Here is a 15179-nt window from a genome sequence, read left to right on the forward strand (position 1 = left end):
AACGAATGATTAAAACTCAATTCTGTGAAATCGGTTAAAAGCAACGGAATACCCCGAGGTCGCAACCGGTCCTCAACCGGCTGGGGTTCAAACTCGCGCATCGTTCGCATCCGATATCTAACGCATCTGCAAATACTCCTGCACAGCTCTTCCTTGACATGATCAAAGACGGCAGGTTAGGGCCGCACTTCCGCGTCATCCGTGAGGAGCCCCGATGAGTTCAGCCAGGCGCCGCGCAACCCGCGTAGCCCTGAGCGCGGCCCTGCCCGCTCTGCTGCTGTTCAACGCGATACCCGGCCACGCCGCCCCGGCCGACCCCACCCCCGGCGCCGTCATCACCGACGGCTCCGCCCTGCCGCCGTTCGGCCCCGAGGCGTTCGGCGACGAGGACGGCGGCGAAGGGGGCAGTGAGAGCGCCGACATCCTGGCCGCCGATGCCGCGTACAGCGCCGTCCGCACCGCCCCCGGTACGACGGTCAGTTCGGAGGCCCTCGCCGCCGGCCGCCAGAGCGCCAACGGCATGCCCACCAGCGCCGGCCGCTGGAGCGAGTTCTCCAGCGCGCCGTACAACACCGCGGACCACTCGTACGAGCTAGGCCCGCACATGGCCGGCCACGGGGTCGCCTCCGGCCGGATCACCTCGCTGGCCGTGGACGGGCAGTACCTGTACGCCGGTGCCGCCGGGGGCGGTGTCTGGCGTTCGACCGACCAGGGCGCCCACTGGAGCCCGGTCTTCGACCAGCAGGACACGCTCTCCATCGGCGCGGTCGCGGTCAACCCGGCCGACCACTCGCTGTGGGTCGGCACCGGCGAGGCGAACAGTAACGCCGACGGCATCGCGGGCGGCGGCATCTACCGTTCCACGGACCACGGACAGACCTTCCAGCTGGTCGGCAACCGGGTCGCCAACAGCATGGTGTTCCGGATCTCCTTCGCCGAGAACAACCAGGTCTACGTCGCCACCAATCAGGGCCTGCTGAAGCACCCGTCGAAGCAGATCCGCAGCCCCTGGCAGACGGTGCTCAAGCCGGACCCCAACCCGACCGGCTCGCCGTACCGCACCTCCTTCGTCACCGACGTGCGCGTGCGGCCCGGCAGCCACGGCCAGACGGTCGTCGCCGCCCTCGGCTGGCGCGGCGGCACCAAGGCCGACGACCTGCAGTACAACGGCTTCTACGTCTCCAACGACGCGGGCGCGACCTGGACCAAGGCCACCCCCGGCGGCGACCTCGACGCGAGCCGTTTCGGCCGCACCACCTTCGACTGGACCCCGGACGGCAGCAAGCTCTACGCCGTCGTGGAGGACCCGACCAACGTCAGCCTGGGCGGCGTCTTCTCTGCCGACTCCGGTGACATCAACGGCTCCTGGACCAAGCTCGCCGACGCCGCCAAGCTCAAGGCCTCCGGCGGCCGCGCCGGCACCCCGGGCGCGCAGGCCTGGTACGACCAGTACGTCACCGTCGACCCGGCCGACCCGAACCACGTCTACCTCGGCCTGGAGGACATCTACGAGACCTCCGACGGCGGCAAGAGCTGGGACACCATCGGGCCGTACTGGAACTACGACCTGCCCTGCTACGACGACGACCCGGCCAAGAACACCTGCCCGAACACCACCCACCCAGACCAGCACGCGGCCGTCGTCGCCCCCGACGGCACCGCGTACTTCGGCAACGACGGCGGCGTCTGGTCCCGCCCGGCCGCCCTGCGCAAGGTCGTCCAGTGGACTGACCGCAACGCCACCCTGCGCACCCTGCAGTACTTCTACGGCGGCCTCGGCGCCTCCCCCGACGGCAAGGGCGACATCGCCTGGGGCGGCCTGCAGGACAACGGCTACTCCGTCCTCACCCCGGGCAGCGACCACATGGCCGAGCCCAAGGGCGGCGACGGCTTCGACGTCGTCGTCGACCCGAAGAACGGCAACCGGGTGGTCGCCGAGTACACCAACCTCGCGATGGCCAAGTCCGATGACGGCGGCCACAGCTGGTACTACGTGACGCCCAACTGCAAGCAGAACAAGACCAGCCCGTGCGAGACCGACGGCCGCTTCAACGCGCCGTTCTCCGCCGACCCCGGCAACGCCGACCACTGGGTCGCCGGTGGCCGCTACGTCTGGGACAACCAGGGCAAGGGCTGGGACACCACCTGCTGGCAGCAGGTCTGCGACTGGAAGCCCGTCCGCGACCTCGGCGCGGGCAACGCCTCCACCGCCGTCGCCGTCTCCGGTTCGACCACCTACGTCGGCTGGTGCGGCACCGGCAACGGCTGCAACCCCGGCGCGGCCACGCCGTTCACCTCCGGCATCGACACCAACTACGGCGGCACCTGGCACCGGATCAGCGCCCCCGAGCTGCCGAACCGCTTCGTCACCGGCCTGACCGTCGACCCGGCCGACGCCGGCCACGTCTACGCGGTCTACGGTTCGTACAGCCGCCACTGGATCGACGGCGCCGGCGTGGGCCACGTCTTCGAGTCCCGCGACGGCGGCGCACACTGGACGGACATCAGCGGCAACCTGCCGGACGCACCGTTCAGCGTGGTGAAGCTCTGGAAGGGCCAGGTCGTCGTCGGCGGCGACGTCGGCGTGTTCGTGGCCGACGGCTCCGGCTGCTGGCGCCGCCTCGGCACCGGCCTGCCGAACGCCTCCGTCTCCGACCTGACCGTCTCCCCCGACGGCAGCTACCTGATGGCCGCCACCCACGGCCGCGGCCTGTGGAAGATCACCGGCTGACGGTATGTCCCACGTGCGGCCCACCAGCCATCGTCGGCTGGTGGGCCGCGCGCACACCTGCGGAACCGGACGGGCGCCGCTGTCGTCCCATGACCGCATCGTCCGCCAGAACCGGGAGACCTCACCTCATGCACCGACCCAGAGCCGTGGGGATCGCCGTCCTCATCCTCATCGCGCTCGGCACCGCCTCGGCCTGCGATGCGGACAAGGGCGACAGCAACCAGCCCTCCAGCCCGCCCCCGGCCACCACCGCCGTCACGGCACCACCTTCGACGGCGGGCCCGACGACCACTCCGGCGGCCCCGGGCACCAGCACAGCGACCGTTTCACCGACCGTCCCGGCGGCCCCTGGCGCAGCCACCCCCGCTCCGCCACGAACCAGCCCGGTCGACACGCCCCCGCCCGCGACCCACGCAGCCACGCCCCCGCCCGCAGCCGCCACCACCCCGTCGCCCGCACCGACGCAGTCCGTCGACGTCGAGAACCCGACCGACCTGGACCACGGCGCCCCCGGCGCTCCCACCCGCCCCGCGCACTGACACGGCGGCCAGCCCACCCCCATGGTGGGCCGGCCGCCGTCGGTCAGTTCCGCACGGGCGGCCGGAGGCTCAAGGCGTGGTCACCCGCGGCGGACAGCACCGGGCCGGTCACCGCCCGCACTGCGCCGCCGGTCACCGGCAGGCCGCCCTGGACGGCATACATCGCCTCGTCGAAGGCCTGCCCGCCTGTGGGCGCCTTGCCGACGGCGAAGATCGCGACCGCTTTGCCGTTCACCACCGAGGTGGAGAGGTAGTCGCCGACCATGCTGCCCTGGGTCGTCGAGGCGATCTGGGAGAGCGCCATCGGCCCGGCAACCGCCTGCGGGGCGCTCCAGCTGGTGCCGCCGTTGGCGGAGGAGACGTAGCCGACCTCCAACTGGCAGCTGCTGGCCGTGCAGTTGGCGTTCGGGTAGAAGTAGTAGTACAGCCCGATCTTGGCCGTCGCGCCGGAGGTGGCGTGGTCGACGCCGAAGCCCGGGATGAAGTGGTCGACGGTACTGGTGGTGGCGTCGATCGGAACCCGGGTGACGGCGGACCAGGTGGTGCCGTCGGTCGAGGTGGCGTACACGATGTCGTTGGCCGGGCAGCCGGAGCGGAAACGGCAGTCCTGCCAGGCGACGTAGACCTTCCCGCTCGCATCGATCTCGGCCGAGGGCAGGCCCTCGCCGTCGCGCAGGTTGCCCGCCACACCGTGCGAGGAGACGTTGGCGACCAGCACGGTGGAGCCCCACGAGGCACCGCCGTTGGTGGAGGTGAAGGACCGGATCGAGCTGCCGTTGGTGGAGAACGGCACGACCACGGTGCCGTTCGGCTGCACCAGCGGCTGCCCGCCGAGCCCGGTGTTCGACCCGCCGGGGCTCGCGGGCGTGGACCAGGTCGCACCGCCGTCCCGCGAGGTCGACATGATCACCGCGTTGCCGGAGGAGGTGATGTCGACCTCGATGTAGCAGTTGCCGTAGTAGGGGCTGGTCGTGGAGTTGTCGCAGACGATCCATTCCTTGTCGTAGCCCTGACCGTCGTTGCCGACGGCCATCACCGGGTTCTGCCAGGTCAGCCCGTCGGCGGAGCGGCTGACGCTCACACCGGCGCCATTGGCGTTCGCGTCGATGACCAGGCCGGTGACCATCCAGGTACCGTGCCTCGCGTCGTACGCCACCGACGGGTCGGAGACCCGGGCCCAGCTGCCGCCGCCCTGGTAGGTGGTGATGCCGGGGAGCATGCCGTGCTGCCAGGTGCTGCCGCCGTCGGTGGAGGTGTTCCAGCTGATGTCCGAGGAGCCGCCGTCGGTGAACCTCCCCACCTGGGAGGAGGAGACGATGGTGCTGCCGTAGGCGAAGGTGTCCGGCTCCAGCTCGGTGGCATGCTGGCTGCTGCTGTTGGTGAACGGGTCGGTACTGACCTGCAGCAGGCTCGGCCCGGGCTGCGCGGTCGTGACGGTCACGTCGTCGTAGAGCGTGTACGTGGCGTCGCCCGCGTAGTTGTCGTCCTTGCTGGAGAGCGTCAGCGTGTACCCGTGCCCGGCTGTCAGGGCGGCGCTGATCTGCTGCCAACCGGCGTCGCTGGTGCAGGTCTTGGGGAGTACGGTCGCGGTGGTGCCGGTCGTCGTGTCCTGGAGCGTCGCCGTGGCCCAGTCGTAGGTCACGGTGTCCGGGCAGGTCACGTCGTACCAGAAGGACAGCGTGCTGCTGCCGCTCGGTGCGGTGAAGGACTGGCTGATCGAGGAGGTGCCGTTGGTGGGCGAGGTGCTGCCGAGCATGGCGGCGTAACTGCCGCTGTGCGCACCGTTGGTGGTCACGCTGGTGGCCGGGCCGCTCGCCGTCCAGCCGGACAGGCTGCCGGTCTCGAAGTCGCCGTTGGTCAGCGTGGTCGCGGCGCCGGCGGTGCCCACGGCGCCGGCCGTGAGCAGTGCCACCGACGCTGCGGCGGCGAAGGCGCGCCGCCAGGTGTGGAGGAAGAGCCGTTTCATCCAGTGCTCCTGAGTCGCGGGCCGGGCGGGCGTGCCGGGCCCGGCCGGTGGGGGACGTGCGCTGGTGGTGCGGATCTCGCGGGTGAAGCGGTGTGGGCCGGTCAGGAGAGCGTGACGTCGTCGTACTTGGTGGAGGTGGCGTCACCGGTCCAGTTGTCGTCGTGGTTGACGAGGGTGAGGGTGTAGGAGTGTCCGGCAGTGACGGCGGCGGTCTTCTGCACCCAACCCGAAGACGAAACGCACGTCTTGGCGAGCAGCGTGGTGGTCGTCCCGGTGGTGTTGTCCTTCAGGGTGGCCGTCGCCCAGTCGTAGGTGACGGTGTCCGGGCAGGTCACGTTGTACCAGAAGGACAGCGTGCTGGTGCCGGACGGCGCGGTGAAGGTCTGCGTGACGGACGAGTCACCGTTGGTCGGCGAGGTCGAGCCGAGCAGGGCGGCGTAACTGCCGCTGTGCGGGCCGCTGGTGGTCACGCCGGCGGCCGGGCCGCCTGCCGTCCAGCCGGACAGGCTGCCGATCTCGAACCCGCCGTTGGTGACGCCGCCGGTCGGGCCGCCGGTGACCGTGAGGGCGTACGCGGCGCTGTGGGTGACGGAGGTGCCGGTGCCGGTGACGGTGATGTTGTACGTCCCGGACGGGGTGGAGGAGGAGGTGGTGACGGTCATCGTGGCCGAGCCGCCGGAGGTGACGGAGGCCGGGTTGAAGCTCGCGCTCGCCCCGGCCGGCAGGCCCGAGGCACTCAGGTTGACGGTCTGGGCACTGCCCGAGGTGGTCCCGGTGGAGACCGTGCTGGTGGCTGAGGAGCCCGCGGCAACGCTGCCCGAGGCCGGGTCGAGCGACATCGAGAAGTCGTTCGCCGCGGTGCCGCAGCCGGGCAGGGTGAAGGAGGAGATGCGGGTCGCCCAGTTGAAGCTGCCGGTCGCCGGCTCGTACTCGTCGGTGTACCAGAAGGTGCAGTCGTCGACGGGGTCGACGGCCATCGAGGTGTAGTCGCCCCAGCGCGAGTAGGAGGTCTGCGAGCCGGCCCCGGTGATGGCCGTGACCTCGCCCTGCGTCATGGTGCCCGGCGCGTCGCCCGCGAGCCGTCCGGTGTAGCGGATGGAGGGGTGGGTGGCGGAGGAGGACTGGGAGTAGCCGAGGGCGGTGTTGCCGGCCTTGTCCTGGGCGATCGAGCCCATCCAGCGGTAGGTGGAGTCCGGCGCGTAGGTGCCCTGCTGGTAGACGGTCGGGTTGCCGCCCGACATGCGCAGCTCGTACCACCGAGAGCCCACTGAACTCCCGGCGGTGACGGAGTGGTTGACGACCATCGACTCGTGGTCGCCGTAGTTGCGGTACGCCAGGCGGAACATCACCCGGTCGGAGAGCGAGTCCAGCTGCTGGGTGGTGCCGCCCTGCGGGATACAGGTGCCAGAGGTGCCGCAGGCGGTGGTGTAGGCGGCGACGGTGAGCGAAGTCGGCCCCGTGAAAGTGGAGTTAGCCGGGGTCGCCCAGTCGACGTGGAATTTCCAGTACGCCAGCGAGGTCGCCGTGGTTCCCAAGCCCACCAGCGTCGCGGGCTCACCGGCCGGCGGCGCCGTCGCACCGTCCAGGTCGGAGGCGAGCAGCCCGCCGTAGGAGGACGAGGTGGTGTAGCACTGCTGGGTGGCGGCGGCGCCGGTAAGCATGCTCGCGCGGTCCATCGCGCAGGCCTGGGCGTTCAGGAAGGAGCCCGCCGGGGTGAACATGTTGTAGGTGACGTAGTAGCCGTCCGGCCACACCGAGAGCTTCGGATAGTCCGGGAAGTTGGCGAACTGGTACGCGTACCGGTTGTACGTCCCGGTCGCGTCCGCGCTCGTGGAGACGGCCATGCACTCGAAGTACGGGCCGGAGGAGGACGAGACGTTCGCGAACTGGGTGACCACCCAGCGGCTCGCCAGCGTGTCCCAACGCACCACCGCGTCACCGTCGTTGGTGGACTGGCAGTAGCCGCCGAAGCCGGACCACAGGGTGCTGGTGTTGGTCGGGGCGAGGATCGTGGCGCCCGTCTTGGAGTACACGGCGTAGGCGGTGTTCACCGTCTCCACGATCTGGGTGGAGCCGACGGCGGCGTTCGGGTCCGGCGGCACGCCCGTCACGGAGTAGTTCGCCGAGCCGATCCCGTCGAAGCTCGCGCCGGTGGACGGGACGGACGGCCCGCCGGGCGTGCGCTGCACCACCGGGTCGGGGACGTGCGAGGCCGGCGGGTGCGGCAGCCGCTCCTCGTGGTCCTTGCCCTTGTGCTTCGGGCCGGGCGCGATGGTGGCGGCCGCCGCCAGGTCCCGCAGCGGAGCCGAGGTGTCGTGGTGGACGGCGGCACCGGAGTCGGCGGACTGCCCGGCGGGCGGGGCCGCCGGGGCCGCATGCACCGGGGAAGTCCCTAGCCAGAGGCCGGGCAGCGCGGCGAAGAGGGCCGCCAGCGCGGCGGTCCGTCCTCTTCGCGCGGTTCGCAGGAGCGAGCGTGACACTGAACATCCTTTCGACAGCCGGGAATCGCCCGACAGGTAAGGGGGTGAAGGACGTTCACGCAGAAGTGTGCGCGTGTTCGCAACTCGGAAGTGTGAAGGCGGACATGACATCGCACAAGATGTGCGACCAAAACTCACGCGGCGGCAACTCGCCGGTTACCCGCCTTATGGCACAAGGGCGTTGACGCAACGGACGAGCGCCACACCCACATCCGCCAAGGCCACGAAGGTCACGAGCACCGCCCCGGCGGCCGGCCACGCCCGGCACCAGCGGCTCGCCGGACGCTCCCCGTTCAGCGCGGCCACCCGCGCAGTGACCCGGTGGCGCAGGTAGGTCAGGGCCGGGGGCGGCGCGGGCAGGTCGGCGGTGGCGAGGGCCGCCCGGGCCAGCGAACGCATGGCGAGCCGACGTGAGCCGACCCGCTCCGCGGCGACCTCGTCCGCCCAGCGCTCGATGCCGAACGCGACCTCGTCCCTGAGCCGGGCGAGCAGGGGATTGATCACGACCGCGATCTGCGCCACGGCGGCGTACCGATGGTGCCGATGCGTCAGATGCGCTCGTTCATGGGCGAGCAGGACGGCACGCTCCTCGGCGGACAGCGTGCGCAGCATCCCGGTGGTCACCACGATCCGCCCCGGCCTGCCGGGCAGGGCATAGGCATCCGCGCGGTCGTCGGTCACCACGATCAGGTCACCCGCAGCCGGAGCCCCGCGCACCACCCCCAGGGCCCGCCTCGCGGTCGCATGCCGCCGCCACGCGAACGACAGGCGCACCGCGACGACGCCGAGCACGACCGCGGCCAGCACGCCGAGGCCCCCCGGAACCGGATCGGCCGCCGCCAGCACCCGCGGATCTCCGTCCAGGCGCGACCGCACCTGCGGGACGTTCATCAGCCCCGCGAAGGCCAGGACGGACAGCCCCCACAGAGTGGCCGCCCCGGCCGTCGCGGCGAGACAGGTGAGCACCCGGACCTCAGCCGCCGGAGCGAGGTGGCGAGAGACCGCCGACCCCACCACCGCCAACGCGACAGGAGCGAGCAGCAGCAGGTGAACGGTGAAGTACACGGGCGGCTCCCCGCATCGCAGTCCTACTCGCCGGCGTCGAGCAGGTCTCGCAGTGCCCGCTCGTCCTCCGGGTCCAGCCCGGCGACGAAGTGCTGAAGGACCGCCATGCGGTCGACGCCACGAGCCAGCGCCTGGTTCATCCGGGAGGCGACCTCGTCCGCCGGCCCCCGACGCGGCTCGTAGGCGTGCGCCCGGCCGGATCGCTCCCGGTCGAGCAGACCCTTGCCGTACAGTCGGCCCAGCACGGTGAGCACCGTCTTGTACACCAACCCCGGATCGCCGAGCGCCTCATGGACCTGTGCGGCCGTCATCGGATGCTCCCCGGCCCACAGGACGCCCATCACCTCGGCCTCCAGCGCGCCGTGATCCCGTCGCTCGCTGCCCACGCTCCCCCTCCGTCCCACGCGGCACGACCAGCCTCCACCGCCGCCGACGGGACTCTGCCCGTCCACGGCGGTCGTCATGCGGCCACACCGTCCGACGTGAAGGGTCCGCCACGGCCCGGACGCGTGAGCGCGAGCAGGAGGAGGGCTGCGGCCTGGATCGCGACGGAGACGGTGATCAGCACGGGGATCGAGTACGCGTAGAGGGCTCCGGCGAGTACGCCGCCGACCAGAGTCGCGCCTCCCACCACGGCGGCGAACAGGCCGTAGGCGGTGGCCCGGCGCCCGGGCGGGACGAGGTCGGCAACGGTGGCGCGCAGGGTCGATTCCTGGACGCCCATCGCGGCGCCCCACAGCAACGCGCCGGCCACGACCGCGGCGAGCGTGTCGGTGAAGGCCAGCGCCGGGACGGCGGCGGCCAGCAGCGGCAACACCGCCAGGGTCCGGGCGCCGTACCGGTCGTAGGCCCAGCCGGTGGCCAGGGCGGCGACCGCGTCGGCGGCCATGGCGGCGGCGTACAGCACCGGCACGGCGGCGGTGGACAGCAGATGGCGTTCGACCACGTGGTAGGAGAGCACGCCGAACGTGGCGAAGCCGGCCAGGGTGGCGGCGCTGAAACCGGCGTACAGCCAGAAGGCGCTCGGCAAGGGCTGGGCGCCCGCCGCCCCGGACCGGGCACCGGATACGGCAGTCGGCTCGGGTGTGTCGGGGCTCTCGTACGCGGCTGGCTCCGGGACGCGAAGGCGCAGCCAGACCAGCAGGGCCAGGGCGACGACGCCGGGCGCGGCCAGCACGCCGAGGGCGGGGGCGTAGTCGCCGCCGGTGACCGCGAGGACGCCGGCGACGGTGAGCGGGCCGATCAGCGCGCCGATCTGGTCCATCGCCTCGTGCACGGCAAAGCCCCGGCCGCGCCCGGTGGCGGCGGTCGCGTGGGAGAGCAGGGTGTCCTTCGCCGGCGAGCGCACGGCCTTGCCGACGCGTTCGGCGATCACCAGCGCACTCGCCACTCCCAGGGTGCCGGCCAGACCGAGGAACGGGACGGTGACCACGGTCAGCGCGTACCCGGCGATCGTCCAGGCCCAGAAGCGGCGGGTACGGTCGGCCAGCGGCCCGGAGCCCAGGCGCAGGACGAGGGCGGCCGCCTCACCGACACCGGTGACGACGCCGACCACCAGGGCGGAGGCGCCCAGCGAGGCCAACAGCGGCCCGGTGACCGAGCGGGCGCCCTCGTAGACGAAGTCCATCAGCAGGCTGACCGTGCCGAACGCCGTCACGAAGCGCCACGGCCGCATCCGTGGGGCACCGGTCCGGCCGGATGCCGGGTGGCTGGTGGTTGCGTTCACGCGGCGACCTCCACGGCGAGGGGCTCGCCGCTGCTGCTGCCGAGCACGTTGTCGCTGATCACCCGCATGATTCACCAGTTCCTGACCGGCTCACGGCGCTCCCCGGTGGAGCAGGCCGGCTTTTGCCGTTCGCCGCTGAATGTAACAGTCGTTAGATTTTCTGAGCAACGCCGTCGAATCCCATTGACGGGGTACCCGCCGCGATGCCCCTCGCGCCGGCGGCGCCGCACGGCAGGAGAGACTGAGCGGGTGAGTGAAACCGTGACCTGGCTGCTTCTGGCCTACCGCGTCCCCAGCGAACCCAGCCGGCTGCGCGCCACCGTCTGGCGCCGGCTGAAAGCCCTCGGCGCGATCTACGTCCAGAACTCGGTGGCCGCCCTGCCCGAGGACCCGACGGCCGAACGCGCCCTGCGCGCGCTGCGCGCCGAGATCGGCCAGCTGGGCGGCACCGCCCAGCTGCTGCGCGCCGACGCCCTGGCCGGCGGGGCGGACCTGGTGGCGGCCTACAACACGGCCCGGGACGAGGAGTACACCGAGATCGTCGCGCGCTGCCGCGACTTCCTCGCCGAGATCGAGCGGGAGACGGCCGAGGAGCACTTCACGTACGGCGAGCTGGAGGAGAACGACGAGGATCTGACCAAGCTGCGCGGCTGGTTCGACAAGGTCGCCGCCCGCGACCGCCTCCGCGCATCCGGGCGCGAGGCCACCGTCCAGGCGCTCGCCGAGTGCGCGAAGGCACTCGACGGCTTCGCAGACGCCGTCTACGCCGCCGACACCGACGGAACCTGATCCCACAGAACGCACTTGTCGCCACGACAAGGGATCGTCCCAGGTCAGAACACCATTCACCCGTTTGTGGGTACGGCGTGCGCGCGGGGGTTCACCACCTGCTGACGCCTGCCGGGAGAGCATAAGCATGACTGTTCGCACACCCGCAGGAAGTGATCACCATGCGCTCCGCAGCCCACGCCGGGCACGTCTACCGCCGGTGCGGCTGCCGCGACCAGGGTGGCAAGCAGCTCGGAGCCCACTGCCCCGAGCTCGCCACCGATCCCGATCACGGCACCTGGACCTTCTCCCTCGACCTCCCCTCCCCCGACCACCGCCGCAACAACGTCCGCCGCGGCGGCTACCCCACCGCCGAAGCAGCCCGAGCAGGACTTCGCCGGATGATCGATGGCCAGGCCGCCGGCTACAGCGCCGACCCCAACCAGACCCTCGCCGACTACCTCACGAGCTGGCTCAAGGACAAGCAGCTCGTCCTCAAGCCCACCACCTACGTCCGCTACCGCGACTACGTCACCAACGACCTCGTCCCCGCCCTCGGCACGATCAGGCTCGACGACCTCGGCCACTCCCACATCGCCGCCTTCACCCACACCCAACTCGCCGCCGGACGCGGCAAGGTCACCGTCCACCGCTGCCTCGCCACGCTCTCCAGCGCCCTCGGCGACGCCGTCCGCCACCGCCGACTCCCCTACAACCCCGCCCGCCCCACCGTCATCCCAAGGCCCGCGGCGGCAGAACGGCAGATCTGGACCGTGCAGGACGCGATCCGGTTCCTGAACTGTTGCCGAGCCACCGACCCGGCCTTCGCCGACCTCATCGAAGTCCTCATCGGCACCGGCATCCGCAAAGGCGAGGCACTCGCCCTGCATTGGGACGACGTCTACCTGCCCGAACGCGTCCTCTACATCCGCCACACGCTCTCCGCGATCGACAACAACCGTCTGATCCTCACCTCACCGAAGACCCGCTCCAGCAAGGACTGGGTCGCCCTCTCCCCACGCGTCGCCATCGCACTGCGCCACCGCGCCGAGGACACGGACCCGTCGCTCTCCCCCGCGGACCACGGCGGCTTCGTCTTCCACCACCCCGACGGACGCCCCCTCCACCCCGCCTACGTCCTCAACCACTTCCACGACCTCTGCCGCGAGTTCGGCGTTCCCCGCACCACCGTCCACGACCTTCGCCACCTCGCAGCCACCATCTCCATCACCGCCGGCGTCCCCCTCACCATCGTCTCCAAGACCCTCCGGCACGCCACCCTGTCCACCACCGCGAACATCTACGGCCACCTCACCACCCAGGCCGCCCGCGACGCCGTCGACACCATCGACCGTGCCCTCACGTCAGCCGGCCCTATCGAAATCCCCGGCCCGCGCACACCCGGGGATCACACCACCCGAGTACACAACCAGAGGGTCGCCACCAGAACCCAGCAACGGAAGGCGAGTTGAGACACCGCACCCCTGACGTGATCAGCTCGGGCGAGATTCCGCCCTCACAATGCACTCACAAGGCCCAGAAAACGCGTCAAGGCCGCTCCCACCTCACGGTGGAAACGGCCTACGACCTGCAGTTCTGCAAGTCGGGACGACAGGATTTGAACCTGCGACCCCTTGACCCCCAGCGGTCGAAAGAGTGTCCGACAGGTGCTCACCAGTCCGGATCTCGCAGGTCAGGGCCTATCTCGTCCACCCCGCATGACGCCTGATACCACCTCATGACATCCAGTCCGTGAGAGGCGCGTGAGAGGCAGCGCGCGAGCGGGAGTTCGAAAGTGATTTGCCTCACCCTCTGATGGTAAGACTTGTTCCGCTCTCTCCAGGGGCCCTCATGTCGTTCCTCGTCACGGCGCGGCTGCGGCTGTCGACTCCGGATCAAACGATCCTGCACCGCTCACCAACAGACAGCAGATGGGAAGCTGCGGCCAAGAACACGCCAATCCGCAGGTTACCGCCCGCCTCAAGACGCCGAATCCAAATAGCCCACTCGAGGGCTAGCAGGCGAATCTTCTACGGCACCGCACCCTCCGCGCCGGGCGCTCCGCCCCCGCTGCACCAGCCTCCGCCACCTACTTCACCACCGCCCGGCATCAGCGATGGCCCGGCACACAGCGCCGCCCCCAGAAAAGGCCGTCCCCGCATCTCTGCGGGGACGGCCTTCCGGCCTGCGTACGCAACGCCGACCGGGACAACAGGATCTGAATCCGCGCCCCCCTGACGCCCATCACCCTATGATATTCCCGCCGAAAGGGCGGACATTTTTGCGATCACGAGTCGCAGAATCAGGGATCCTGCCTCACTGATCTGCATATTCGCCTCCTCGCGATCGCCCTACCGGTAACTTCTCCCGGCACTTTCCAGTGTACTCCGCACTGCGAGAATTCGAGCCCGCCGTGCACATAAATTATTATTTTGAAGATTCCCATGCGTAACGTTCGACCGAAAAGTCATCCGAGAGACACCTTGCGCCGTACCCACGGCGACAAGATCCATCCTGGCTGAGGTGTCGCAGGGTGAGGTCCAGTGCCATGCTGGGACAAGGGAAATTCCGGTGAGGCGTGCGCCGATCCACGTAGAGGCAAGGCGAGGAAGCCGGCCGAGGAAGAGGACTGCTGCGGGGAAACCGAGGTGCCCATGGCGGAATTCGCGCGGGAGAGCCGCACGGCTGCGGTGGACCGGTCGGAAGGATTCGGTGAGCGGCTGCTGGGGCATATGCTGGACCGGGCTCACGAGGTACCGCCCCAGCTCATCGCTCCGCTGGTGGCCGAAGAGGTGCGCACGATCGGTGGCCGGGACGTCTCGATCCTTCTCCAGGACTACGGCCAACTCATGCTCGTGCCGCTCCCCGGCAGGGGCCTCGCCGTTGGGGATCCGGTGCCCATTGACGCTTCCCGGGCCGGCGAGGTCTTCCTCCGTGCCACCCCTGCCGAGCACCCGCAGGCTGACGGCATACGAATGTTCCTGCCGCTCCTCGACGGCAGCGACGAGGTCGGGGTGCTCGCCGTCACCCTCGACAGCGTCGATGACAATGACCGCCGGTTGCTACGCCGTCTCGCCGGACTGGTCGCCGACATGCTGGTCACCAAGAACGGCTACACGGACCAGTTCTTCCAGGCGCGGCGTCGCGAGCCGATGAGCGTGGCGGCGGAGATCCAGTGGTCGCTGCTGCCCCCGCTGGCGATGAACACCCCGCAGGTCGCAGTCGCCGGGATCCTGGAGCCCGCCTACAACATCGCCGGCGACAGCCTGGACTACGCCCTCAACGACGACATCCTGCATCTGGCCATGATCGACGCGATGGGCCACGGCTTGAACGCCGCCGTCCTGGCGACCGTCGCCGTGGGCGCCTACCGGCATGCCAGGCGCGCCGGCGTCGGGCTCGCCGAACTGTACGCGTTCATGGACGCCGCCATCGACCAGCAATTCGGCCCAGACCACTTCGTCACAGCGCAGATGATGCGACTCGACATCGGAACAGGCCACCTGCAATGGGTCAACGCCGGCCACCCAGCCCCCCTGCTGATCCGCGACCACCGGGTCATCCAGGCCCTGGACAGCCCCGGAACCCTGCCGGTCGGCTTCGGCGGTGACACACCACAGATCAGCGAGCGGAAGCTCCGGCGCGGCGACCGGGTGCTGTTCTACACCGACGGCCTCGTCGAGGAACACCAGACCGGAGGAGAGCAGTTCGGCGAGGAACGCCTGATCGCCGTCATCGAGCGCGTCGGGCCCGCCAGTGGCGGGGTGCAGGAGATGGTACGGGACCTCTCCCACACCCTGATGCGGGAGAGAGGTGGGACCACAACCGATGACGCCAGCCTCTTCCTGGTCGAGTGGCGCGGCGGCACCGCCGATCACCTCGCCATACCAGAACGGTAGGCGGC

10 protein-coding genes are annotated in these 15179 nt (G+C 70.3%); 5 read left to right on the top strand and 5 right to left on the bottom strand.

What is annotated here, in order from left to right:
• The first annotated feature begins 214 nt into the window (after positions 1–214).
• Both ACWCYO_RS09930 and ACWCYO_RS09935 read left to right on the top strand, forming a co-directional pair.
• Positions 215–2731, top strand: coding sequence for a WD40/YVTN/BNR-like repeat-containing protein (locus ACWCYO_RS09930; RefSeq protein ID WP_270142937.1), 2517 nt, complete (start codon positions 215–217; stop codon positions 2729–2731).
• A 128-nt stretch (positions 2732–2859) separates the two neighbouring features.
• Entirely contained in the window at positions 2860–3270 is a 411-nt protein-coding gene (locus ACWCYO_RS09935) for a hypothetical protein (protein ID WP_449783914.1), read from the top strand.
• Positions 3271–3313: 43 nt separating this feature from the next.
• Here the strand turns inward: ACWCYO_RS09935 and ACWCYO_RS09940 are convergent, their stop codons facing one another.
• The 5 genes from ACWCYO_RS09940 to ACWCYO_RS09960 all read right to left on the bottom strand — a co-directional run bounded on the left by ACWCYO_RS09940 (position 3314) and on the right by ACWCYO_RS09960 (position 10507).
• Positions 3314–5236, bottom strand: coding sequence for a sialidase family protein (locus ACWCYO_RS09940; protein ID WP_449783915.1), 1923 nt, complete (start codon positions 5234–5236; stop codon positions 3314–3316).
• Between the two features lie 101 nt (positions 5237–5337).
• Complete coding sequence (locus ACWCYO_RS09945) at positions 5338–7617, bottom strand: hypothetical protein (protein ID WP_449783916.1); 2280 nt, start codon at positions 7615–7617, stop codon at positions 5338–5340.
• Between the two features lie 264 nt (positions 7618–7881).
• Positions 7882–8781, bottom strand: coding sequence for a M56 family metallopeptidase (locus ACWCYO_RS09950; protein ID WP_449783917.1), 900 nt, complete (start codon positions 8779–8781; stop codon positions 7882–7884).
• A 23-nt stretch (positions 8782–8804) separates the two neighbouring features.
• Positions 8805–9167 (bottom strand): BlaI/MecI/CopY family transcriptional regulator, encoded by a 363-nt coding sequence (locus ACWCYO_RS09955; protein WP_449783918.1) that lies wholly within the window; start codon positions 9165–9167, stop codon positions 8805–8807.
• 74 nt (positions 9168–9241) lie between these two features.
• Positions 9242–10507, bottom strand: coding sequence for an MFS transporter (locus ACWCYO_RS09960; RefSeq protein WP_449783919.1), 1266 nt, complete (start codon positions 10505–10507; stop codon positions 9242–9244).
• 249 nt (positions 10508–10756) lie between these two features.
• Between ACWCYO_RS09960 and ACWCYO_RS09965 the strand changes: the two genes are divergently transcribed.
• From ACWCYO_RS09965 to ACWCYO_RS09975, 3 genes are all read left to right on the top strand, one after another.
• On the top strand, positions 10757–11296 hold the full coding sequence (locus ACWCYO_RS09965) for a Chromate resistance protein ChrB (RefSeq protein WP_380420278.1): 540 nt from the start codon (positions 10757–10759) through the stop codon (positions 11294–11296).
• Positions 11297–11457: 161 nt separating this feature from the next.
• Positions 11458–12747, top strand: coding sequence for a tyrosine-type recombinase/integrase (locus ACWCYO_RS09970; RefSeq protein WP_449783920.1), 1290 nt, complete (start codon positions 11458–11460; stop codon positions 12745–12747).
• Positions 12748–13929: 1182 nt separating this feature from the next.
• Positions 13930–15174: a PP2C family protein-serine/threonine phosphatase gene (locus ACWCYO_RS09975; RefSeq protein WP_449783939.1), complete on the top strand. Its 1245-nt coding sequence runs from the start codon at positions 13930–13932 to the stop codon at positions 15172–15174.
• Positions 15175–15179 lie beyond the last annotated feature (5 nt).

This window comes from Kitasatospora sp. NPDC001683, assembly GCF_053596495.1.

Excerpts from the sequence above, each read along its gene's own strand:
- ACWCYO_RS09930 (WP_270142937.1), top strand. The coding sequence starts at position 215 with ATGAGTTCAGCCAGGCGCCGCGCAACCCGCGTAGCCCTGAGCGCGGCC.
- ACWCYO_RS09935 (WP_449783914.1), top strand. The coding sequence starts at position 2,860 with ATGCACCGACCCAGAGCCGTGGGGATCGCCGTCCTCATCCTCATCGCG.
- ACWCYO_RS09940 (WP_449783915.1), bottom strand. The coding sequence starts at position 5,236 with ATGAAACGGCTCTTCCTCCACACCTGGCGGCGCGCCTTCGCCGCCGCA.
- ACWCYO_RS09970 (WP_449783920.1), top strand. The coding sequence starts at position 11,458 with ATGCGCTCCGCAGCCCACGCCGGGCACGTCTACCGCCGGTGCGGCTGC.
- ACWCYO_RS09975 (WP_449783939.1), top strand. The coding sequence starts at position 13,930 with ATGGCGGAATTCGCGCGGGAGAGCCGCACGGCTGCGGTGGACCGGTCG.